This window comes from Bradyrhizobium sp. UFLA05-112 (assembly GCF_053572325.1).
The window spans coordinates 1-22,330 of sequence record NZ_JBANBK010000114.1 but is presented as its reverse complement, the minus strand read 5'-3'; the positions used below and the strand labels follow the sequence as shown (position 1 = coordinate 22,330).

Here is a 22,330-nt window from a genome sequence, read left to right as displayed (position 1 = left end):
CACCGACCCGCGCCGCCTGGCCGACCGTGCGCGCGAGCTCTCCGAGTTCAATCCGATGCTCGGCTTCCGCGGCTGCCGCATCGCGATCGCATATCCCGAGATCGCCGAGATGCAGGCGCGCGCGATCTTCGAGGCTGCGGTCGAGGCGCAGCGGCGCACCGGCAAGGCCGTTGGCCTCGAGGTGATGGTGCCGCTGATCGCGACCAAGGCCGAGCTCGATCTCGTCAAGGCGCGCATCGATGCCACCGCCCAGGCGGTGATGCGCGACACCAACACCAAGCTCGCCTATCAGGTCGGCACTATGATCGAGCTGCCGCGCGCCTGCCTGCTCGCGGCTGAGATCGCGCAGTCGGCCGAGTTCTTCTCCTTCGGCACCAACGACTTGACGCAGACCACCTACGGCATCAGCCGCGACGACGCTGCGAGCTTCCTCGGTCCCTACGTGACCAAGGGAATCCTCTCGATCGATCCCTTCATCGCGCTCGATCAGGAAGGCGTCGGCGAGCTCGTCAAGATCGGCGTCGCGCGCGGCCGCAAGACGCGCGCTTCGCTGAAAGTGGGCATCTGCGGCGAGCACGGCGGCGATCCCGCCTCGGTGGCGTTCTGCCATGCGATCGGCCTCGACTACGTCTCCTGTTCGCCCTATCGCGTGCCGATCGCACGCCTTGCGGCGGCCCAGGCCGCGCTCGGCAAGCAGGTCGCAAGCCAGGCGTGAGCAGGCCCGCGTGAGATACGAGTTGGAGGAGGCGGGGCGATTGCCCCGCCTCTTTTTTGTTTATGTCGGTGTCTCCACGCCGTCATTGCGAGCGCAGCGAAGCAATCCAAACTGTCGCCGCGGAAAAACTCGCGATTGCGTCGTCGCTTTGCTCCTCGCAATGACGAGCTTGGGGTAAGCGCGCTCTACGCACTCTCGATGTCATCGCCCGGCTTGACCGGGCGATCCAGTACTCCGAGACGGTCGTGCTAGAATCGATAAGCCCCGGCGTACCGGATTCCCCGCTTTCGCGGGGAATGACAGCGGCTGTGTGGAGGGACCGTTGCGCAATGACGGAGTTTGGTGATGCGTGTCCCGCAATGACACGCGTCATAAAGAGTTCCTTCACCATATGTGTTGACCAGGCATTTACCTCTTCGCGTGAGGTCGCATTTACCAACGTGTCCGGTCGCCTCGTGAAAACACCTGCGGTTGCTTGAGTGTGGTGCACGAGCAACGTCGATTAACTCCCCGGCAACCTAAATTAGATACCAACAAAAAGGATCGAATTGCACGGACGCACTGCGTTCGATCTTCTCTAGCGTAAGCGTTGCGTGAGCGTATCGATGTTTGTGTTGCGTAACCATCCGAAGGGCGCGCGGTTCGCGTCCTTCGGCATCGGTCTCTGCATCTTCGCATTGGTGCCGAGAGAGACCGGATATCAGGACATTGCTTCGCTGCTGGCGCGCCAACCCGGCGTCGCCGAGCGCTGGCAGAGGCAGGTATTTTCCGCGGCGTCCTCGATCCAGCTCGCCACCTACAGCTTCGCCCGTCCGATCGGAACCTCGGCTCCGCAGAGCGCGAGCTATCGCCTCGCGAGCCTGGACGATCGCGACATCACGGGCGGCATCGCGCGCAATCCGGCGCTCCAGACGCCACCGCGCTATCAGGCCGCCGATTTTCCGCGCGTGGATCGCACGCTCAAGGGCGACCGTCTCGCGACCGTCACGCCCGCGCCGGCAGAGTCCGCCGCGCCATCCGCAACGCCCGCCGCGCAGGATCCCGCGACATCGAACAGCTCGGTCTTTGGCGCCAAGACGGCCGCGTTGCCGCAGGCGATGTCGCCGGAGTCCGCGGCCGCGCTTGATCCCGAACTCGAGGAGGCGCTGCGCGCGCCGCCGCTACCGCAATATTCGACCACGCCATCGGCAAGCGACACGGCGCTGTCGCTTGCAGCCCAGCCGCTCAACGATTTGAAGCGGGCCCCGGCTGCGCCGGCGCGCGATCCCTTCAGCGTCAAGACGTCGAACCTGTTCTTCGGCAGCTCGTCGCTCGGCGGCAGTCTCGAGAGCATGGAGAGCTGGCAGCCCGGCGCCGAGCCGCTGATCGTAATGTCGGACCCCGACATGAAGGTGATGGCCTCGCTGTCGCCGCCGTCCGAGGAGGTCGCAAGGGCGACCGAGAGCGGCGAGAGCGTCGCGCCCAAGGGCGAGGTCAACGCCGACGACCAGCGCGTCAGATCGCCGGCCGAACGGCTCGGCCTCGACGATAAGTCGCGCGCCAAATCAGAGAAGTGCCTGGCTGAAGCCGTGTATTTCGAATCGCGTGGCGAGGCCGTGCGTGGCCAGATGGCGGTTGCGCAGGTGGTGATGAACCGCGTGTTCTCCGGCAAATATCCGGACACCGTGTGCGGCGTGGTCTATCAGAACAAATACCGCCACTTCGCCTGCCAGTTCACTTTCGCCTGCGACAACAATCCCGACGTGATCCGTGAGCCCGACATGTGGGAGCGCGCCAAGAAGATTGCGAAAGCAACGCTCGACGGCCAGATCTGGCTGCCCGAGGTCGGCAAGTCGACGCACTACCACGCCTATTGGGTGCGCCCGTCCTGGGTCGCCGAGATGAAGAAGATGTACAAGTTCGGCGTGCACACCTTCTACCGGCCGCGCGCCTGGGGTGACGGCAGCGAGGAGCCGAGTTGGGGCACCCCGGCACAGACCGCCGCGCTCTCAGCCGAGCTCGCGCAGGAAGCCAAGAGTTCGGCCGAGCTCGGCACGACCGAGCGGCGGTAGCCGCTCAAGCCTCGATATCCAGCGCGCAGTCGAAGTTCGGGGCTGAATGCGTGAGCGCGCCGGACGAGACGTAGTCGATGCCCGTCGCTGCGATCGCTGGGATCGACTCCAGTGTGACGCCACCGGACGCTTCCAGAGGGACGCGGCCGGCCGCGAGCTTCACGGCTTCTCGCAGCGTTGCGATATCCATGTTGTCGAGCAGCACGGCGTCGGCAAGGCCAGTGCCCAGCACCTCGCGTAGTTGCGCCAGCGTATCGACCTCGATCTCGATCTTCACGAGATGGCCGGCATGGCTGCGGGCGCGCTCCAGCACGGGGCGGATGCCGCCGGCGACCGCGATATGATTGTCCTTGATCAGGATCGCATCATCCAGGCCAAAGCGATGGTTGAAGCCACCGCCGCAGCGCACTGCGTATTTCTCCAGCGCGCGCAGCCCCGGCGTGGTCTTGCGCGTGCAGCAGATCCGCATCTTGCTGCCTTCGGTTTGGCGGACGTAGTCAGCCGTCAGCGTCGCAATTCCCGAGAGCCGTCCGACGAAATTCAGCGCGGTTCGCTCGGCCGTGAGAATGGCGCGGGCGGGGCCGGTGATCGTCAGCACACGCTGTCCGGCCTTCACATCAGCGCCATCGCGGCCGTGCGCCTGCACATTGATTGCATCGGAGAGCTTTTGCAGCGTCGCCAGGGCCAGCGGCAGGCCGGCGATCACGCCAGCCTGGCGGGCGACCAGGATTGCGTGGGCCGTGTTGGCCTCGGGGATCGTCGCGAGCGAGGTGATGTCGCCGGCGCGGCCAAGATCCTCGTCAAGCGCGTGGTGCACCGCCTCGTCGATCGCGAGCGGTGAGAGAAAAGCGTCGGGATGGAGCAGGGAAGCTGGGGTCATGACAAAATCTCCGTCAGGCGAGCATGGCTTGCGCCGCCCGGCGCGTGGGTTGTTCGGTCAGCGTCTCGGCGATCTCGCGCGCAGCGGCGAACGTCGTCATGGTCCGTTTCGCGAAAGCCGGTACCTCTGTCGGATGGTCGGAGCGGAAATGCGCGCCGCGACTCTCGTGCCGTGCGAAGGCGGATGTGGCGACGAGCAGTGCCGTGGTCGCCATGTTGCGCAGCGCGACGCTGCCGGCATCGCGTTCAAGCTCCGCGAAATGTTGCACGGCCTGCACGAGCCCGTCGCGGTCGCGGATTACGCCGACATGCGCGCTCATCATGGCGCGCAGACCGGTTTCGGCTCGTTTGTCGATCGCAGCGTTGCGCGGCGTCACCGGCGCTTCCGGCAGCCGGGCAGGTGGGGGGATCGCGCGGCCGGCGATGTCCTTCGCGATGCGCGCGGCATAGACGACGGCCTCCAGCAGCGAGTTCGAGGCGAGCCGGTTGGCGCCATGTGCGCCGGTCGACGATACCTCGCCGCCGGCCCAGAGCCCGTCTATGGACGTGCGGCCACGCGCATCCACCGCGATGCCGCCCATGTGGTAGTGCGCGGCGGGCGCAATCGGAATCGGCTGCGTCGCCGGATCGAAGCCGGCTGCGATACAGCTTGCATAAACGGTCGGGAATTTCTGGGCGAAGCGCGCACCCAGCGCCTCCCGCGCATCGAGGAACGCGCCGCGGCCCGCCGCTACTTCCGCGAACACGCCGCGTGCGACGATGTCGCGCGGCGCCAGCTCAGCGAGCGGGTGGCGTGCCGCCATGAAGCGTTCGTCCCTGCCGTTGATCAGAACAGCGCCTTCGCCGCGCAGCGCTTCGGTCGCAAGCGGCGCCGGATCGTGGCCGGCCATAATGGCGGTCGGATGGAACTGCACGAATTCGGGATCGGCGATGACGGCTCCGGCCCGTGCCGCGATCGCGAGCCCTGATCCGCTTGCTTCCGCCGGATTGGTCGTGACGGCGTAGAGATGGCCGATGCCGCCGGTTGCCAGAACCACCGCGCGCGAAGCGATGATGACGGGACGCGACCTCACATTGCTGGCGTCGCGGAGCTGCAATCCGGTCACGGCGCCGTCCTCGGTCAGCAGAGCCTCGGCGACGAGGCCTTCGATCAGGCGGATCGACGGAGTACGTCGCACGGCCTCGCTGAGCGCCGCGATGATCGCCGCGCCCGCCATGTCACCGCGCACGTGTACGATGCGCCGTGCCGAATGCGCGGCTTCGCGCCCCACCGCGAGCCTGCCCTCGAGATCGCGGTCAAAGGGCACGCCGTAGCTGAGAAGATCGTGAATGCGCGGCGATGCCTCGCGCGCGATCCCGAGTGCGACGGCTTCATCGACGAGACCGGCGCCGACCGCGACCGTGTCGGCCGCGTGCGCCTCGGGGCTGTCGCCCTCAGCGACGGCTGCCGCGATGCCGGCTTGTGCCCATGCGGACGATGCGCCTTGTCCGAGCGTTGCGGCCGAGATCAGCGTCACGGCTCGCGGCGCCAGCTTTAGCGCACAGAACAAGCCGGCGAGACCGCCGCCGACGATAACGACGTCGTCGGTGGTGCGGGTGAGGTTGTGGCAGTTGTCTTGCATCGGTCTCTCCAATCTCTCCGCTGTCGTCCTGGCCAAGGCCAGGACCCGGCGCTCCGCTTCGCTGCGCTTGTCCGGGACGACAGTGTTGGTTGTGGCGCTAGTTCTTCAAATTGATCATCCGCTCGACCGAACGCCGCGCGCGTTCAGCGATGGCGGGATCGATCGTCACCTCTTCACTGAGCGTCAGCAGGCTGCCCAGAATGTTCGACAGCGTGATGCGCTTCATGTGCGGGCAGAGGTTGCAGGGGCGCAGCATCTCGACATCGGGCAGCTCGGCGCGCACATTGTCGGCCATCGAGCATTCGGTGATCATCACGAGCCGTTTCGGCCGTCTCTCGCGCACCCAGTTGATCATGTGCGCGGTCGAGCCGGTGAAATCGGCTTCCGCCAGGACATCGGGCGGGCATTCCGGATGCGCGATGATCTGCACGGACGGATCGGCGTTGCGGAAGGCGCGCAGCTCCTCGCCGGTGAAACGCTCATGCACCTCGCAGGCGCCTTTCCAGGCGATGATCTTCACGTCGGTCTTCGAGGCGACGTATTTCGCGAGGTATTGGTCGGGCAGGAAGATCACGCTCGGCGCGCGCAGGCTTTCGATCACTTGCACCGCGTTCGACGAGGTGCAGCAGATGTCGACCTCGGCCTTCACCTCGGCGGAGGTGTTGACATAGGCGACGACCGGCACGCCCGGAAATTTTTCGCGCAACAGGCGCACGTCCGCACCCGTGATGCTGGCGGCGAGCGAGCAACCGGCGCGAGAATCCGGGATCAGCACCGTCTTGTCCGGATTGAGCAGCTTCGACGTCTCGGCCATGAAGTGCACGCCACACTGCACGATGATGTCGGCTTTCACCTTGGTCGCCTCGATCGCGAGCTGCAGCGAGTCGCCGCCGATATCGGCGACGCAGTGAAAGATCTCCGGCGCCTGGTAGTTGTGCGCGAGGATCACCGCGCCCCGCGCCTGTTTCAGCTCGTTGATCGCCTTGATGGTCGGCGCCATCAGCGGCCACTCGATCGACGGGATCACGTGTTTTACGCGCTCGTAGAGATGCGCCGTGGCCTTATCGACCTCCTGTGTCCATTCCAGCGAGGGCCGCGGCAATGCGAGGCCGCGATTGCCGACGGGCTTGCGTGCGGTAGGAGCGGGGTGGCCCTGCGGCCGCTTGGTAAAGTCGTCGGGACCGTAGATTCCAAAGATCGGCATCGAAGCCTCCCGTTCTTATATACTCAATATGAGTATATGTGGGCCGTTAGAAATCCGGCCTTTCGAGGCCGGTTGGGTTTGCGAGCCGCAATCAGCTTTTTGCCAGACAACATCCGCAGCCCAGGAACATGTCAGCAGCTCATCTTGATATACTCAATATGAGCAAATTGAACATAGCACTTGAGACGGCCGGCCGCCAGACCCACCCGGACACATTCCCGTGCGCTCGCCCGTGCGCTCGCTCCGCGCGCGATTTGCAGGGCTGCAATGTTCGGGACCCCTCTTGGGATTTTCATGCAGATGCATTAACTGCTCGCAGCGCGGTGACCTATTCCGGACCCGCCAACGGCAGAAAAGGGAAATTGCATGTCGGCAAGCGTGGGCGACGTTGATCCGGTTTCGCGTTCTTCCACTTCTCCTTCTTCTTGGCGCACGCCTGCGATCATCATTCTTTGCGGCTGCGCCATCGGCATGCTGAGCTTCGGCCCGCGTTCGAGCCTCGGCTTCTTCGTTCAGCCGATGAGCCATGAGTTCGCCTGGGGGCGCGACGTCTTCGGCCTCGCGATCGCGTTGCAGAATCTGTTGTGGGGACTGGCCCAGCCATTCGCCGGCGCGATCGCGGATCGCTTCGGCTTGTTCCGCGTGATGTGCGTCGGCGCCGTGCTCTATGCCGGCGGCTTGTTGTTGATGCGCTATTCGTCGACGCCGCTCTCGCTCAACGTCGGCGCCGGCGTCATGGTCGGCTTCGGACTTGCCGGCTGCTCGTTCAATCTCGTGCTGTCGGCGTTCAGCAAGCTGCTGCCGGCCGAGAAGCGCGGCCTGGCGCTCGGCGCCGGCACCGCGGCCGGCTCGTTCGGGCAATTCCTGTTCGCGCCTGTCGGTGTCGCGCTGATCGACAATTTCGGCTGGCAGCAGGCGCTCACGGTGTTCGCGGGCCTGATGCTTCTGATCATTCCGCTCTCGCTCGCACTGTCCACGCCGCCGGTTGCGGATTCGTCCAGCACGCCGGCCGCCGACGAGCAATCCTTCACCAGGGCGCTCGCCGAGGCCTTCGGCCATCGCTCCTATGTTCTGCTCGTGCTCGGCTTCTTCACTTGCGGCTTCCAGCTTGCCTTCATCACCGTGCATCTGCCGGCGTTTCTCGTCGATCGCGGCATCTCCACGCAAGTCGGCGGCTGGGTGATCGCGGCCATCGGCCTCTTCAACATGGTGGGCTCGCTGAGCGTCGGCTGGCTGCAAAACTATCTGCCCAAGCGCTACATTCTCTCAACGATCTATTTCATCCGTGCCCTCGCAACGCTCGCCTTCATCTCGTTCCCGATCACGCCGTTCTCGGCGATCGCCTTCGGTGCGGTGTCCGGCCTGATGTGGCTCTCGACCGTACCGCCGACCTCGGCGTTGGTGGCGCTGATGTTCGGCACACGCTGGCTCGCAACCCTCTATGGCTTTGCTTTCGTCAGCCATCAGGTCGGCGGCTTCCTAGGCGTCTGGCTCGGCGGCATCGTGTTCGAGCGCTTCGGTTCCTATACGCCGATCTGGTGGCTCTCGATCCTGTTCGGCGTGCTGTCCGCGCTGATCAATCTTCCGATCGTGGAGAAACCCGTCGCCAGAGCGGTTGCGCAGCCTGCCTGATCGGCTAAACATCCCCAAAACAAGTCAGGGAGTTTTGCCGTGGCAACGTTCAAGGCGATCCGCATCGACAAGGCGGACAAAGGCACCACTGCCGCGCTCACGCAGTTCGACGAAGCCGAATTGATGGACGGTGACGTCACCGTGCGCGTCGAGTGGTCGACGCTGAACTACAAGGATGGCCTCGCGCTCACCGGCAAGGCACCGGTGGTGCGCCGCTTCCCGATGATCGCCGGCATCGATTTCGCCGGCACCGTCGAGCAGTCCTCCCATCCGCAATGGAAGGCGGGCGACAAGGTCGTCTGCACCGGCTGGGGCATGGGCGAGACCCATCTCGGCGCCTATGCGGAGAAGGCGCGGGTGAAGGGTGACTGGCTGGTCGCGCTGCCGCAGGGCTTGTCGGCGCGCGATGCCATGGCGATCGGCACCGCCGGCTTCACCGCGATGCTCGCGGTGCTGGCGCTGGAGAAGCAGGGCATCTCGCCGAAAAGCGGCCCCGTGGTGGTGACGGGCGCGGCAGGTGGCGTAGGCTCGGTTGCGACTGCCGTGCTGTCGAAGCTCGGCTACCACGTCATCGCCTCCACCGGTCGCGCGGCGGAAGCCAGCTATCTCAGGGAATTGGGAGCGACCGAGGTGATCGACCGCAACGAGCTGTCCGCACCCGCAAAACCGCTCGCCAAGGAGCGCTGGGCTGGCGGCATCGACAGCGTCGGCTCGACCACGCTCGCGAACCTGCTCTCGATGACGAAGTACGGCGGAGCGATTGCAGCCTGCGGTCTCGCCGCCGGCATGGATCTGCCGTCCTCGGTCGCGCCGTTTATTTTGCGCGGGGTGTGCCTTCTCGGCATCGATTCGGTGATGTGCCCGCTGGAGCCGCGAAAGGCCGCCTGGCAACGCCTGGCGTCCGATCTGGATCGGACGAAACTAACTGAAATCACTAAGGAAATTCCGCTCGGCCAGATCCTTGAGTGGGGGCCGAGGATTCTCGCAGGCGACGTCCGCGGTCGCATTGTGGTAAAAATTCTCTAACGGCGTTCAGACTTTACCAACCAAGCTGCTTCAATGTCGCCACTGTTGGTATGGTAAGCAGCGGGTAAAGAGATCAGGCTTGCCCGCTACTGGGGTCGTCGGAGTAAGAGCATGCTTGCGCGTATTGTGTTGGGAGCTGTCACCGCGGCGGCAACGGTCGCGCCGGCCGTTGCAGGAAGTATGAACGCGGACGAGGCGCGCCGGTTCGTGGCGGGCAAGGTGTTCGCCTTCACCTGTTTCGACGGGACTCGCGGTGCAGGCCGCATCCTCGATGATCTGGGTGCGGCGGGCGCGGTGCAGTTCTCGGGCGCCGGTCCCGTTCGCCACGTTCGTCTGCCGGGCAACACGCTCCAGATTCGCGGTCAGAACGTCTGCGCCTCGATCAAGGGCATCCCGTTCGAACCCTGCTTCAACCTGGAAAAGACCGACGATCGTAGCTTCCGCGGCTCGGTCTCGGGCATGGGCTTTGCCTATTGTGATTTCCACCACCAAGGTGGCAACCAGATGCTGATGGCGCGCGCGGTGGCGCGGCCGCGATCGCTGCGTGCGCCGCGCACGACCGGCTCCGTCAGCGCATCCGCAACCGAAGTCGCTACGCGTGTCGAGACGCCGCGCGTCGAGAGCGGCCGCATCGAGCCGGTGAAGTCGGAAGCAAAGCCTGAAGTGCCGAAGAATGAAGGCCCGCTCGAGCTGCGCCGCTCGACCGACTGAGCCTTGCCTGCCCCCGGCGCATATGCTTTCCGCGCCGTTATCGTTGAAACCTGACGAGCTGTGGTCGCCGCCGCGCCGTAGTCATACGGACGGCGGTTTTCATGCCTTGGTAGCTGTTCGCGCCACAGCCTTGCGTGACGGCCGGCAGGGAGCGGCCCGATACGAAGGTTTGACGATGGCGCTGTATTACTTTCGGATCAGCACCGGCCGCTATTCCGGGGCATCCGACCACGCTTATGAATTCGAGGATCGCGCGGCGGCCTGGAGCGAGATGACGGATGTTTGCGCGAACCTGCTCGGCAGCATCGCACGGGGCCTGAAGCCCAACGCGCAATGGCATATGGATCTCCTCGATGAGAACAAGCAGCTCGTGTTTCGCATCAGCCTGGCCAGTGAGGCGGTGAAGGAGCGCAGCCCCGCTGCCTAGAACCCGAGCGGCCTACCGCCGCGTGTGGTTAACTTGTTAAGCGCGTGAAACGTGCTGGTTTTCAAGGGTTTTTTGTCAAAACTCGGTAGTTCCACGGAGCGTTCTCTTAACCAAATTGGAATTCCCGGCGCTCAGTTTTTGGGCAAGGGCGATCAACGCCGAGAGCGGCCGACAATGACTTGGCCGCGCCTATCCGGGAAACGTACCCATGTTGAGCTTTGTCCAGAATTTGCGGATCGGTACCAAGCTGGCGGTGACGTCGGTGTTCGGTATTCTCCTGGTGGTCGCCATGATTGCGAGCCAGCTCGTCGGCAACGGCAATGTGCGTCGTTCCAACCAGGCGGCCATCGCGCAGCAGGAGCTGGCGCGGGATGCCGTCGAGGCCAGGCTCTGGGTGCGCAGCACGCAACTCAGCGTCCGGGATATCCGGCTCGCCAACAATGCCGCGGAGCTGCAGAAAGCGAGCGAGTCTCTGGTCGAACGCTCAAGGTCGCTGGACAACGCCGTGGAAGCGATGCTCAAGCTGTCCCGGTCTGCGGAAAACCGAGCGCGGATCGAAAAGCTCAAGAGCCTCTCCGCAGATTATTTGAAGGGCGCGCAGCAGATCGGCTCCATCCGCAGCGAGATGATCGCCGCGACCAGCGCCGATGCCGCACGTGTTGCCAAGCTGACCGAAGAAAGCCTGCGCATCGCGCGCGAAGTCACGTTGCCGATCTCTACCGAAATGGACGGCCTGACGGGCCAGATCGCGGACTTCGCCAGGCACAGGAGCGAGGAGGAGATTGCCGGCTCCGCGCAGGAGATGGCGTCCAGCGAGCATATCGGAACGGTGGTCGGCATCTGTGCCGCCCTTGTCCTGTTCGGCTCCTGGCTGATGTCCTTCCTGACGATTGCGCGGCCGATCCGCGCACTCACGGCGGCAATGGACAAGCTCGCCGGTGGCGATTTCTCCGTGGTGCTGCCGGGGCTCGGCCGCAAGGATGAGGTCGGCGGCGTCGCCGCGGCGGTCGAGAAGTTCAAGATCGTGTCCGAGCAAAAAGCGCGCGACGAGGCCGAGGCCAAGACCAAGCAGGAGCAGATTGCCGCCGCGCAGCGCAAGGCCGAGATGCACAGGCTCGCCAGCAGTTTCGAATCTGCCGTCGGCGAGATCGTCGATACCGTGTCCTCAGCTGCAACCGAGCTCGAAGCGTCAGCTTCGACGCTTACCTCAACGGCCGAGCGCGCGCAGGAGCTGACCACGATGGTCGCCGCGGCCTCTGAAGAGGCCTCCACCAACGTGCAGTCTGTGGCCTCCGCGACGGAGGAACTGTCGTCGTCGATCACCGAGATCAGCCGCCAGGTGCAGCAGTCCGCACGCGTCGCCAACGAGGCGGTTGGCCAGGCACGTACCACGACCGAGCGTGTCAGCGAATTGTCCAAGGCGGCCACCCGCATTGGCGACGTGGTCGAGCTGATCAATACCATTGCCGGGCAGACCAACCTGCTCGCGCTCAACGCCACCATCGAGGCGGCGCGCGCCGGCGAGGCCGGTCGTGGTTTCGCCGTTGTGGCTTCCGAGGTGAAGGCCCTGGCCGAACAGACCGCCAAGGCGACCGGCGAGATCGGCCAGCAGATCTCCGGCATCCAGACGGCGACGCAGGAGTCGGTCAGCGCCATCCGCGATATTAGCGACACCATCGAAAAGCTGTCGGAGATCTCTTCGACCATTGCGGCCGCAGTGGAAGAGCAGGGCGCGGCGACGCAGGAAATCTCCCGCAATGTGCAGCAGGCCGCGCAGGGCACGCATCAGGTGTCATCCAACATCACCGACGTGCAGCGCGGGGCGGGCGAGACCGGATCGGCCTCAACGCAGGTGCTGGCGGCTGCGCAGTCGCTCGCAGGCGACAGCAACCGGCTCAAGCTCGAAGTCGGAAGATTCCTCGACACCGTGCGCGCGGCCTGAGGGGCGGCACGGCTCGACAGGTCTGAGCGGCAGCCTTTGTCCTCATCCCCTTCCGGTCGCCGCAGTCTGCTGCGGCGGCCGGGCGTTCATGGTGCAATGCGGCAGTGAATCAATCGCGGGGTTAACGATCCAGAAAACCGAAGCAGGCCTCATCCCGGCAAATTCGACCGTATTACTACGGGGTTCCAAATTAACCGCGGCTTGGAAGTCAGGGTGCATTTTCGGACCCAACGAGAACCAGCCAGCATTCGTCGAACTGACCTCCGTCCGATCGTCCAATTTGTCGATCGCGGCGGTAACGACCGCGTCCGCCTTGCGTAACGTCCATCTGTCGGGATTATTGCGATGTCGAAATTGTCGATCCGATTGAAGATATTGACCGTGTTGAGCGCTCTGGTACTCGCGCTCGCCGGTGTCGGCATCATGGCGATCAGCACCATGCAGGCCATCAACGCGCATACGGTCGAGATTTCCGAGAGCTGGCTGCCCAGCGTCCGCGCGCTTGGATCGCTCCGCGCCGACATCAACGAGCTGCGGGTCGCGCTCCGCCTGCACCTGATGCAGGACAGCGCCGAGGGTAAGGACGCCGCCGAGAAGCGGATGGGGGCGCTGCGCGAGCGCATCGAGACGACGCGCAAGAGTTATGAGCCCCTGATTACCTCGCCCGAAGAGCGCGCCCTCTATGACCAGTGGAGCAAGGCCTGGGGCGAATATCTGAATGGCGTGCAGGAGGTGATGATGCTGTCGCGCAAGGGCGTCGGCCACTTCCCGACTGACGCCAACGACCTATTGCAGACCAAGGTCGCCAAGATGGCGCAGGCCGCCGATCCGCTGCTCCAGCAGGACATCGAGCTCAACAACAAGGGCGCCGAAGCGGAGACGAAGAAGGCCGCCTACAGCTACACCGTGGCCTTCCGTGTTCTGCTCGGCATCATCGTGACGTCGGTGCTGATCGCGATCGCGGCCGCCTATTTCCTGGTGCAGGACGTCTCGCGCGGCATCGCCTCGATCATCCAGCCGATGCAGGCGCTCGGCAATGGCGAGCTCTCGGCCGAAGTCCCGCATCGCGGCGCGCGGACCGAGATCGGATCGATGGCCGATGCGTTGCAGATCTTCAAGGAAGCGCTGATCGCCAAGAAGGCCGCCGACGAGGCGGCGGCGCGTGACGCCGAGGCCAAGATCGAGCGGGCTCGCCGCGTCGACGGTATCACGCGCAATTTCGAGACCATGATCGGCGAGATCGTCGAGACCGTGTCGTCGGCCTCGACCGAGCTCGAGGCGTCCGCGAGCACGCTGAGCGGTACCGCGCAGCGCGGCCAGGAGCTTGCGACCGTGGTTGCAGCCGCCTCGGAAGAGGCGTCCACCAACGTCCAGTCGGTTGCGTCGGCGTCGGAGGAGCTGTCGTCGTCGATCACCGAGATCAGCCGGCAGGTGCAGGAATCTGCGCGGATGGCGGCGGAGGCCGTCGACCAGGCGGCTCGCACCAACGAACGCGTCAACGCGCTGTCGCAGGCGGCCGCGCGCATCGGCGACGTCGTCGAGCTCATCAATACGATCGCGGGACAAACCAACCTGCTGGCGCTGAACGCGACGATCGAAGCCGCGCGTGCCGGCGAAGCGGGACGTGGCTTTGCCGTCGTGGCATCCGAGGTCAAGGCGCTCGCAGAACAGACCGCGAAGGCGACCGGCGAGATTGGCCTCCAGGTTTCGGGCATCCAGACGGCCACGCAGGAGTCCGTCGGCGCCATCAAGGAGATCGCCGGCACCATCGAGCGGCTTTCCGAAGTGTCATCGGCGATCGCCGCGGCCGTCGAGGAGCAGGGCGCCGCCACGCAGGAGATTTCGCGCAACGTGCAGCAGGCATCGGTCGGCACACAGGAGGTCTCCTCCAACATCACCGACGTGCAGCGCGGCGCGATCGATACCGGCTCGGCCTCGACCCAGGTGCTGTCAGCCGCGAAATCGCTTGCTTCCGACAGCACGCGCCTCAAGGTCGAGGTCGCGAGCTTCCTGGAGTCGGTGCGCGCGGCCTGACCTCACGCGCCTGCTTGCGTCGCAGGCGGCGGCGCCTGCCGGCGGAACAGTATCCGCTGGTAGAGCCAGCCGATCGCGACCAGCACGATGCCGAGCCCCATGAACGACAGCGCGCGCCAGACGCCTGCCAGCGTCGACATGTCGATGACGAATGCTTTCAGGATCGTCAGCGCGATCACGACGGCGGAGGCGAGCCGCGCGCGCTCCGAGTTGACCAGGAGGCCAACGCCGAGCAGCACCACGCCAAAGCCGAGCCAGCCGATCGAATAGGTGTACTGCTCGGCGCCCGTCGTCGCGCCATAGAGCAGGACCGGCCCGTGATAGAAGCGGCGGATCTCCAACGTCACATATGTAAGAGCGAACACCAGCGCGCCGCCGGCAATAGTGTTGGCATAGGCGGTCGGACGATGTCCCGCCACCGCATAGGACAAGAGCAGCATGAGCACTGCCGGCAGCGCGTAGCCGAGCAGCAGCAGGTTGAACACGAGGCCGCCGACATCGACGCTGCTGAACAGCCACGGATTCTCCAGGATCAGGAGGCCGAACACGCTGATAAGTCCGGCGATCACCGTGAGCACGACCGCGCCGACATTGTGCACGATGCTGTGGCTCCTCAGCCGCAGGCGCTCCAGCCCGATCGCCATGGCGAGCGTCACGCAGGCCTGAAGCGCGAATTCGAGCAGCGAAGGCGGCGATGTCATGTCGCCACCGGTGGCGAAGTGACGGATCTCCATGAAGGCGAGCAGCGCGGTGAACAGGATCGCGGCGGCCTCCACCATGCGCAGCGGCGCGTCGTCGCCGCGGCGGTGCAGGAAACGGCTCGCTGCCCAGAACGACAGCGCCGGCACGCCGTAACCCCAGAGCAGCCAGTTGAAGATCGGTGTGGTGCCGACGGCATCGCCGACGATGCGCGGGTCGTAGACGATGCGCGCGGTGACGATGCCAGCCAGGATCGCGGCAAGCCAGCGCAGGAAGACGATCGGCCGCTGGATGGAGATCCAGGCGGTGCCGAGCGACATCAGCGCCAGCGCGATCGTGAGCCAGCCCTTCTCCAGCGCGAAGGTCAGCGCCAGCGCCAGCGCGCCAAGCGTGCCGGTTGCGAACAGGGCAATCGAGATCGCAAGGCCGGGCCGGTTCTCGCGCCGGGAAAGTGTCTCGGTCGCGGCCGCGAGGGCCGCGGCGAGCAGCACGGCGAGGATCGCGAATGGAATCGAGCGGTCGAGATGCGCGATGCGGGCGTAGAGCGCAACCAGGAGCGCAATCGGCGTGAAGGTCGCGGCCGCCGACCACACGACGGGGATGATCGCGGAGGACGAGCGTCCCTGAGCGAGGAAGCCCACGCCGCCAAAGCCCGTGGCGAAGATCGCCGCCATCATCAGGTGCAGCCACACCGAGCTGTCGGTCGCGGTCGGTCCGATGCCAGGCAGCGGACCGCCGGGCAGCACCAGCATGTCGGGGTTGGCGCGCACGGCCCATTCGGCGAACACAATGAAGACGAGCGCTGCCGCCGCGCCGAGCGCGCCGGTCGCCGCAGGCGCACGCCAAGCGACGAACAACGTTCCGGCAACGAGGACAGTGAACGTGATCAGCGCGAGGTCGGCATGGGCGCTCGACAGCACGATCAGCATCGCGCCGAACAGATAGGCGGCGAGCGAGCCGGAGGATACCGGTTCGATCTGGCCGTCGTCGATGGTCGGGCCGAACATGAAGCCGCAGACCACCAGCAGAGCGGCGAGCACGAAGCCCGCGATCACATGAAAGGCGTGCGGGGCGGCGAGCGTCGCACCGAGGTCGAGGCCAGGGAAGGTCCACAGGAGCGCGAAGATGATCGTGGTCACCGCAAGCCAGCGCCACAGCCGGATGCGCGCGAGACCAAAGCTCGCCGCGGTGACGATGGCCAGATAGATGTAGAGCGCCCAATAATCCGGCTTGTCGGAGGAGACGAGGACCGGCGTTACGAAGGCGCCGACCACGCCGAGACCGGCGAGTGCAGGGCCGTGCAGCAACGCAGCAGCAAGCGTGCCGAGCGCAACGAGGCCGAGCAGCACGAAGGCGGTCGCAGGCGCGAGGAAATCGTAGAGTGCATAGGCGGCATAGACAGTCGCAAACGCCACCGCCGTGCCGGCGGCAGTGAGGATCGCGGGGATGTTGGCGATCGGCAGCGCCTGGATCTCGGCGATGCTCTCCTTGCGCCGCGTCCATTCGCCGGCGCCAAGCAGCGCAAGCGCGAACAGGCCGCCGAGGAAGACGCGGACGCCGGGGCCGAGAAGGCCGGCCTCGATCGAATAGCGCACCATGAAGAAGCCGCCGAGCGCGAGCGCAAGGCCGCCGATCCACACCACCCAGCGGGTGCCGAGCCGCTCTTCGAGACCCGGCCCTGCAGCCGGCGGCGGAGGCGGTGGCGCGACTTGAGCTGCATCCGTTTCGATTGGCGGCGCGGCCTGATCGACGACGAGCGGCGGCGCCACCTCGGCGTCAGGCGAGGGCGGCTCGGTGGCCTGCGGCGCCGCGGTCGCGAGCGTTTGCTCCATCTCCTGCGGCGTCAGTGGCGGTGGCTGGATCGGCCGCAGCGCGTGCAAATTGGCTTCCAGCATGCCCAGCCGACGGCGCAGATCGGTCGCTTGATTGGAAGCCTTCAGTGCAATCAGGAAGGCGGCGATTGCGATCATCACCGCAAAGACGTCGAACGGGGCGTCGAACATAAGGCCTCCAGGCGAGCCGCGAAAAGCGACCCGCGTAACATGCTCTTAGCGCCGGGAGCGGACGCGCAAGCCTGGCGCCGGCCGCTCCTGGAGCACTTCGCGGCGGAAGCGATAGAGTGCTGCCGGCCGCCCGCCGGTCTGTGTCGACATCACGCCAGTCGGTTCGACCAGAGCTTCGCTTTCCACTAGGCGACGGAAATTCTGCTTGTGCAGGTGCCGGCCGGAGATTGCCTCCACCGTGTGCTGCAATTCCGTGAGTGTGAATTCGGCGGGCAAAAGTTCAAAGATGACAGGGCGATACTTGAGCTTTGCGCGCAGCCGGGCAATGCAAGTGGCGAGAATCCGGCGGTGGTCGAACCGCATCGAGAGGCCGAGCGCAGGAAGCGCCTTGCGCGCTAATGCCGCAGGACGGCCGTCGCGGCGCGCCTCCTCGATCAGCCCGGCCTCGTAGAGCAGCTCGTAACGGTCGAGCACGCGCTCCTCGTCCCATGCCGCGCCGTCGAGGCCGAAATTGAGCCGCACGCGATCCCTGCGCGGCAGCGCACGGATCGTCTCGGGCGTCTCCTCCTCGGCCCACCGGGTCAGCGCCGGAATGATGTCGCGGGCGATGATCGCCGGCGGCTGCTCGCGCCAGTCCTCCCAGGGGAAGAAGCGATACCACGGCTCGAACGTCGCACCGGCCGCACGTACTCCGTTGTCGCTGGCGCGAGTCAGCGCGAGATAGCCGATCGAGACCATATGCGCGCCGGTATCGGCCGCCTCCGCATGACGGCCGCGATCGCCAAAAGTGTAGAGCTGCTCGACATAGCCGAGCCTCAAGCCCGCCTGTTCCTCGACCCAGGCGCGCAGGCCGATCTCGAAGGTGCGATGTGTCAGCGCATCGAATGGACCGAAAGGCAGGCCGGCCAGGCCGTCGCTGCCGCGCGCTGTGAGGATCAGCGGCTCATGCGCCTCGATCGCAACGATTGCGGCGGTCAGGCCGATCTCGATCGGCGTCAGCAGCTTGTCGCTCATCCGGGAAACGGGTTTTGCGGGGTCATTCGAGCTCGATCACGAATGGACGGCTCTCCACCATCATCGCGCCCGGACCCATCTCGTCGAGCGCGCGCAACATGCGACCGTCGCGGCGGAGCGCGCGATCGGCGAGCTCGACGATGCGACGGTTGGGCGAGGCGATCGGGGAGGCGGCGCGGATCTTCTTCGCGATCTCGATTTCGTCGCGATGCGGATTGAGCAAGCATGCCGCGGCAAACGCGCTCGCGGTGGAGCGGCTGATACCGGCATAGCAATGCACGACCAGCGGCGCGCTGCGATCCCAGCCGCGGACGAAGTTCAGCACCTGGTTGATATGTCCTTCCGAGGGCGCGACGAAGCCGTCCAGCTCCTCGGTGATGTCATCCATCGAGACTTTCAGATGATTGGCCGGCAGCACCGACACTGGCCGCACCACCTGCTCGACATTGGCCATCACGGTCAGCACATGGCTGGCGCCGGTGAGACGAACCGTTTCGGGCAGGGCGGCAAGCGAGCAGACGTGGATCATGGTGTTCCTTCTTGCGGCCGATTATAGCCGGCACCCGTAGGGTGGGCAAAGGCGCAACGCGCCGTGCCCACCATGCTTCACCTTGCTCTGATCGGTGGGCACGCTTCGCTTTGCCCACCTACGAATAGCCTACGCTATGAAAACACTGCATTGAACCGCTCCAGAAACCGCTTCTCGGCTCTCGCAGCCGTCCACGGCGTCAGATAGTCGCGGAGAACGGTTTCGGGCAGGCTAGGGTCGCGGCCGAACAGCCGCCGCGCCTCGCTCTCGCTGAAGCCGGCGAGTTCGGTGGCCTCGAGATAGGCCGCACCGCGATCGGCGGCCTTGATGGCCTGCGTGATCTCCTCGGGAAGAACCGGCGGCAATCCGAAGCGGATATGGATCGCGCCGAGCAGCCGCTTCTCCACCGCCTTGTAGTGGCCGTCGAGCACGGCCTTGAACGGCGAGATCATGTCGCCAATCACGTATTCCGGCGCATCGTGCAGCAGGGCGGCGAGCCGCAAGCGCTGGTCGACGCGCGGGCTTTCGTGGCGCATCACGGTCTCGACCAGCAGGGTGTGCTGGGCGACCGAGAAGATGTGCGCGCCCGTGGTCTGCCCGTTCCAGCGCGCGACGCGTGCGAGCCCATGCGCGATGTCGGCGATCTCGACGTCGAGCGGCGAGGGGTCGAGCAGATCGAGCCGGCGGCCGGACAACATGCGCTGCCAGGCGCGGGATTGCACGTCGTTTGCGGCGCGCTTCGCGACTTTCATCTTGCTTTGAGGCGCGGCTTGCGCTGCGTCTTGCCGCAGGACGCGTGGCAATGGCAGTCGACGAGATGGTCGTTGACCATGCCGGTCGCCTGCATGAAGGCATAGACGATGGTAGGGCCGACGAATTTGAAGCCGCGCGAGGACAGCTCCTTGGAGATCTGCACCGACAGCGGCGTCGAGGCAGGCACGCTCGCGGTGGTCTTGAACTTGTTGACCAGCGGCCTGCCGTCGACGAAATCCCACAGCAGCTTCGAGAAACCGGGGCCCTTGTCCATGATCTCCAGATAGGATTTTGCGCTCGCAATCGTGCCCTCGACCTTGGCGCGGTTGCGCACGATACCGGCATCGTTCATCAGCGCGTGGACCTTCTTCGCGTTGTAGCGCGCGATCTTCTCCGGCTGGAAGTCATCGAAGGCTTTGCGGAAATTGTCGCGCTTGCGCAAAATCGTGATCCAGGAGAGGCCGGCCTGGAAACCGTCGAGAATCAGCTTCTCGTAGAGCGCGCGGTCATCGTATTCAGGCACGCCCCATTCCGTGTCGTGATAGGCGACATACAGCGGATCTTCGCCGGGCCAGGGACAGCGCGTCAGGCCGTCGGCATGCAGGCGAGGGGCGCGGCTCATGCGACGGGATGTTTCGCTGGAATGCGGACGACGTCGGGTTCCGCGAGCCTCACATCGAGCCCGCCGGCGGTTAGTGTCTGTCCGGCATCGAGCGCGTCGGCGACGCGATCGATGCGCACCAGCGCAATGCCCTTGCCTTGTGCCGTCGAGCCGATGGTGCCGACCGGCTTGTCGCCGGCGAGGATGGTGGCGCCGGCCTCGGGTGAGGGGCCGTCGAGCAGCACCTTGACGCTGCGCGTGCGCGCGGTGCCGCGATGTTGCATGCGCGAGACCACCTCCTGGCCGACGTAGCAGCCCTTGTCGAAATCGACGCCGAAGAGGCGATCCATGTTGGTCTCGTGCGGGAATGCATCGCCATAGATGAAATCGAGCCCGCCCCGCGGCACGCCCAGCGCGATGCGATGCACCTCATATTCGGACGCCTCGAGGAGTTCGGCACCGATCAGCGCGGCAAGCTTCTCCTTGAGTTCCGCGGGGACCAGGATACGCAACCCGAGCCGCTCGTCGCGCGGGTCGGTGAAAGCGAGGTCGGGCTGGGCGGCAGGCTTGCCATCCCATGCGGCCAGCACGCCGAGATCGGACAGATTTTCCACAGTGACCTTGGCGCGCAGCTTGTAGAACTTCAGCTTGGTCGCGAGGGTTTCCGCGAGCGCCTTCGGGCAGTCGATCAGGTAGCCGCCGCCATGGCCGGCGGGTGCCTCCGTGATCAGGAAATCCACGATGATCTTGCCCTGCGGCGTCAACAGCGCGCCGAATCGGCCGAGCCCGGGCTTGAGCCTGCCGATATCCGTGGTGAACAGGCCATTGAGGAAGCTCTGCGCATCCTCGCCTGCGATTTTGACCACGCCCCGATCGGGGAGAAACGCTGCCTTCATTGCGAAAATCTCTTGCGACATGTCTGCTTCGAACGTAAGCCCGCCCTGCTTAAACGACAAGGCCTCGAGCCCTGCGCCTGAGGGATGAAAGAGACTGACAGCCATGACCCAGCATTTTGACGTGATCCTGAAATCCGGCACGGTGGTCAATCAGGACGGCGAGGGCATCCGCGACATCGGCATTGTGGGTGGCCGTATCGCGGAGATCGGATCGCTTGCGCAAGGCGCGGCGGCGGAGGTCGTTGACTGCAAGGGCCTGCACATCCTGCCCGGCGTGATCGACACGCAGGTGCATTTCCGCGAGCCTGGCCTGACGCACAAAGAGGATCTCGAGACCGGTTCGCGCAGCGCTGTGATGGGCGGCGTCACCGCCGTGTTCGAGATGCCGAACACCTCGCCGCTCACGGTGACGGAAGCTGATTTCACCGACAAGGTGAAGCGAGGCCATCATCGCATGCATTGCGATTTCGCCTTCTTCATCGGCGGCACGCGCGAGAACGTGCAGGATCTGCCGCATCTCGAGCGTGCGCCGGGCTGCGCTGGCGTCAAGGTGTTCATCGGCTCCTCCACCGGCGCGCTGCTTGTCGAGGACGACGACAGCCTGCGCCGCATTTTTCAGGTGATCCGCCGCCGCGCCTCGTTCCACGCGGAGGACGAATATCGCCTCAACGAGCGCAAGTCGCTGCGCATCGAGGGCGATGCGCGCTCGCACCCGGTCTGGCGCGACGAGACTGCGGCGCTGATGGCGACGCAGCGTCTCGTGAAGCTCGCGCGCGAGACAGGCAGGCGCATCCACGTGCTGCACATTTCGACCAAGGAAGAGATCGAGTTCCTGCGCGACCACAAGGATGTCGCATCCTGCGAGGCGACGCCGCATCACCTCACCATGGCCGCTCCCGAATGCTATGAGCGGCTCGGCACGCTTGCGCAGATGAATCCGCCGGTGCGCTCGGCCGATCACCGCGCCGGCATCTGGCGAGGTATCGAGCAGGGCATCATCGACATCCTCGGCTCCGACCATGCGCCGCATACGCTGGAGGAGAAGCAGAAGACCTATCCAGCCTCGCCCTCGGGTATGACCGGCGTGCAGACGCTGGTGCCGTTGATGCTCGACCACGTCAATGCGGGTCGGCTGTCGCTCGCCCGGTTCGTCGATCTCAGCAGTGCCGGGCCTGCACGCCTCTTCAACATTGCCTGCAAGGGCCGCATCGCCGCGGGCTACGATGCCGACTTCACCATCGTCGACCTCAAGCGCAGCGAGACCATCACCAACAAATGGGTCGCCTCCAAAGCCGGCTGGACGCCTTACGACGGCGTGCGCGTTATGGGATGGCCCGTCGGCACCTTCGTCCGTGGCAGGCGCGTGATGTGGCAAGGCGAGCTCGCGGCGCCGTCGCAAGGCGAGCCGGTACGGTTTCTGGAGACGCTGAAGCAGTAGGGCAAGGCCCACCGCCGACATGCCCCGGCTTGACCGGGGCATCCAGGTACGCAGCAGGCCTCTCGGTTCAAGAACAAGCGTCTCTGGAATACTTGTATGGGCTTGGTCAAGGATGAGTGGTTGTTAGATCATTTCAGATCATCTCCTTGTTCGA

The 22,330-nt window shown here is 65.3% G+C and carries 18 protein-coding genes; 9 read left to right on the top strand and 9 right to left on the bottom strand.

Features of this window, described 5'->3' with window-relative positions:
- Together SO180_RS38225 and SO180_RS38220 are read left to right on the top strand one after the other, a co-directional pair.
- On the top strand, positions 1-715 hold a 715-nt coding region (locus SO180_RS38225; protein WP_449383959.1), incomplete at its 5' end, for a putative PEP-binding protein.
- 605 nt (positions 716-1,320) lie between these two features.
- Complete coding sequence (locus tag SO180_RS38220) at positions 1,321-2,766, top strand: cell wall hydrolase (RefSeq protein ID WP_449383958.1); 1,446 nt, start codon at positions 1,321-1,323, stop codon at positions 2,764-2,766.
- A gap of 4 nt (positions 2,767-2,770) precedes the next feature.
- Here the strand turns inward: SO180_RS38220 and nadC are convergent, their stop codons facing one another.
- The 3 genes from nadC to nadA form a co-directional block, all read right to left on the bottom strand.
- Complete coding sequence (gene nadC / locus SO180_RS38215; RefSeq protein WP_449383957.1) at positions 2,771-3,646, bottom strand: carboxylating nicotinate-nucleotide diphosphorylase; 876 nt, start codon at positions 3,644-3,646, stop codon at positions 2,771-2,773.
- Between the two features lie 13 nt (positions 3,647-3,659).
- Positions 3,660-5,267, bottom strand: a complete 1,608-nt coding sequence (locus SO180_RS38210) for an L-aspartate oxidase (RefSeq protein ID WP_449383956.1) — start codon at positions 5,265-5,267, stop codon at positions 3,660-3,662.
- Between the two features lie 97 nt (positions 5,268-5,364).
- Complete coding sequence (gene nadA, locus SO180_RS38205; protein WP_449383955.1) at positions 5,365-6,471, bottom strand: quinolinate synthase NadA; 1,107 nt, start codon at positions 6,469-6,471, stop codon at positions 5,365-5,367.
- Positions 6,472-6,837: 366 nt separating this feature from the next.
- Here nadA and SO180_RS38200 point away from each other — a divergent pair, with 366 nt between their 5' ends.
- The 6 genes from SO180_RS38200 (at position 6,838) to SO180_RS38175 (ending at position 14,243) form a co-directional block, all read left to right on the top strand.
- Positions 6,838-8,103 (top strand): MFS transporter, encoded by a 1,266-nt coding sequence (locus tag SO180_RS38200; RefSeq protein WP_449383954.1) that lies wholly within the window; start codon positions 6,838-6,840, stop codon positions 8,101-8,103.
- Positions 8,104-8,142: 39 nt separating this feature from the next.
- Entirely contained in the window at positions 8,143-9,129 is a 987-nt protein-coding gene (gene acuI, locus SO180_RS38195; protein ID WP_449383953.1) for an acrylyl-CoA reductase (NADPH), read from the top strand.
- Between the two features lie 111 nt (positions 9,130-9,240).
- Complete coding sequence (locus SO180_RS38190; protein WP_449383952.1) at positions 9,241-9,840, top strand: hypothetical protein; 600 nt, start codon at positions 9,241-9,243, stop codon at positions 9,838-9,840.
- Between the two features lie 175 nt (positions 9,841-10,015).
- Positions 10,016-10,267 carry a DUF6894 family protein gene (locus tag SO180_RS38185; protein WP_449383960.1) on the top strand — a complete coding sequence of 84 codons (252 nt, stop codon included), beginning with the start codon at positions 10,016-10,018 and terminating at the stop codon, positions 10,265-10,267.
- A gap of 208 nt (positions 10,268-10,475) precedes the next feature.
- Entirely contained in the window at positions 10,476-12,209 is a 1,734-nt protein-coding gene (locus SO180_RS38180) for a methyl-accepting chemotaxis protein (protein ID WP_449383951.1), read from the top strand.
- A gap of 345 nt (positions 12,210-12,554) precedes the next feature.
- On the top strand, positions 12,555-14,243 hold the full coding sequence (locus SO180_RS38175) for a methyl-accepting chemotaxis protein (protein WP_449383950.1): 1,689 nt from the start codon (positions 12,555-12,557) through the stop codon (positions 14,241-14,243).
- Between the two features lie 2 nt (positions 14,244-14,245).
- On the opposite strand, the gene SO180_RS38170 is transcribed toward SO180_RS38175, so the two are convergent.
- The 6 genes from SO180_RS38170 to ygfZ form a co-directional block, all read right to left on the bottom strand.
- The gene (locus tag SO180_RS38170) at positions 14,246-16,945 is read right to left on the bottom strand and encodes a DUF2339 domain-containing protein (RefSeq protein ID WP_449383949.1); all 2,700 of its coding nucleotides are present in this window, start codon (positions 16,943-16,945) and stop codon (positions 14,246-14,248) included.
- A gap of 45 nt (positions 16,946-16,990) precedes the next feature.
- Positions 16,991-17,959 (bottom strand): NUDIX hydrolase, encoded by a 969-nt coding sequence (locus SO180_RS38165; RefSeq protein WP_449383948.1) that lies wholly within the window; start codon positions 17,957-17,959, stop codon positions 16,991-16,993.
- A gap of 22 nt (positions 17,960-17,981) precedes the next feature.
- Positions 17,982-18,488 (bottom strand): tyrosine phosphatase family protein, encoded by a 507-nt coding sequence (locus SO180_RS38160; protein WP_027524310.1) that lies wholly within the window; start codon positions 18,486-18,488, stop codon positions 17,982-17,984.
- Positions 18,489-18,622: 134 nt separating this feature from the next.
- On the bottom strand, positions 18,623-19,240 hold the full coding sequence (locus SO180_RS38155) for a YfbR-like 5'-deoxynucleotidase (protein ID WP_449383947.1): 618 nt from the start codon (positions 19,238-19,240) through the stop codon (positions 18,623-18,625).
- Positions 19,237-19,863 carry a DNA-3-methyladenine glycosylase I gene (locus SO180_RS38150; protein WP_449383946.1) on the bottom strand — a complete coding sequence of 209 codons (627 nt, stop codon included), beginning with the start codon at positions 19,861-19,863 and terminating at the stop codon, positions 19,237-19,239. Before SO180_RS38150 ends, SO180_RS38155 begins: the two co-directional genes overlap by 4 nt.
- Positions 19,860-20,738 carry a CAF17-like 4Fe-4S cluster assembly/insertion protein YgfZ gene (gene ygfZ / locus SO180_RS38145; protein ID WP_449383945.1) on the bottom strand — a complete coding sequence of 293 codons (879 nt, stop codon included), beginning with the start codon at positions 20,736-20,738 and terminating at the stop codon, positions 19,860-19,862. The genes SO180_RS38150 and ygfZ overlap by 4 nt, the downstream gene beginning before the upstream one ends.
- Before the next feature lie 103 nt (positions 20,739-20,841).
- On the opposite strand from ygfZ, the gene SO180_RS38140 reads away from it, so the two are divergent.
- Positions 20,842-22,176 (top strand): dihydroorotase, encoded by a 1,335-nt coding sequence (locus SO180_RS38140; RefSeq protein WP_449383944.1) that lies wholly within the window; start codon positions 20,842-20,844, stop codon positions 22,174-22,176.
- Positions 22,177-22,330: the final 154 nt, after the last annotated feature.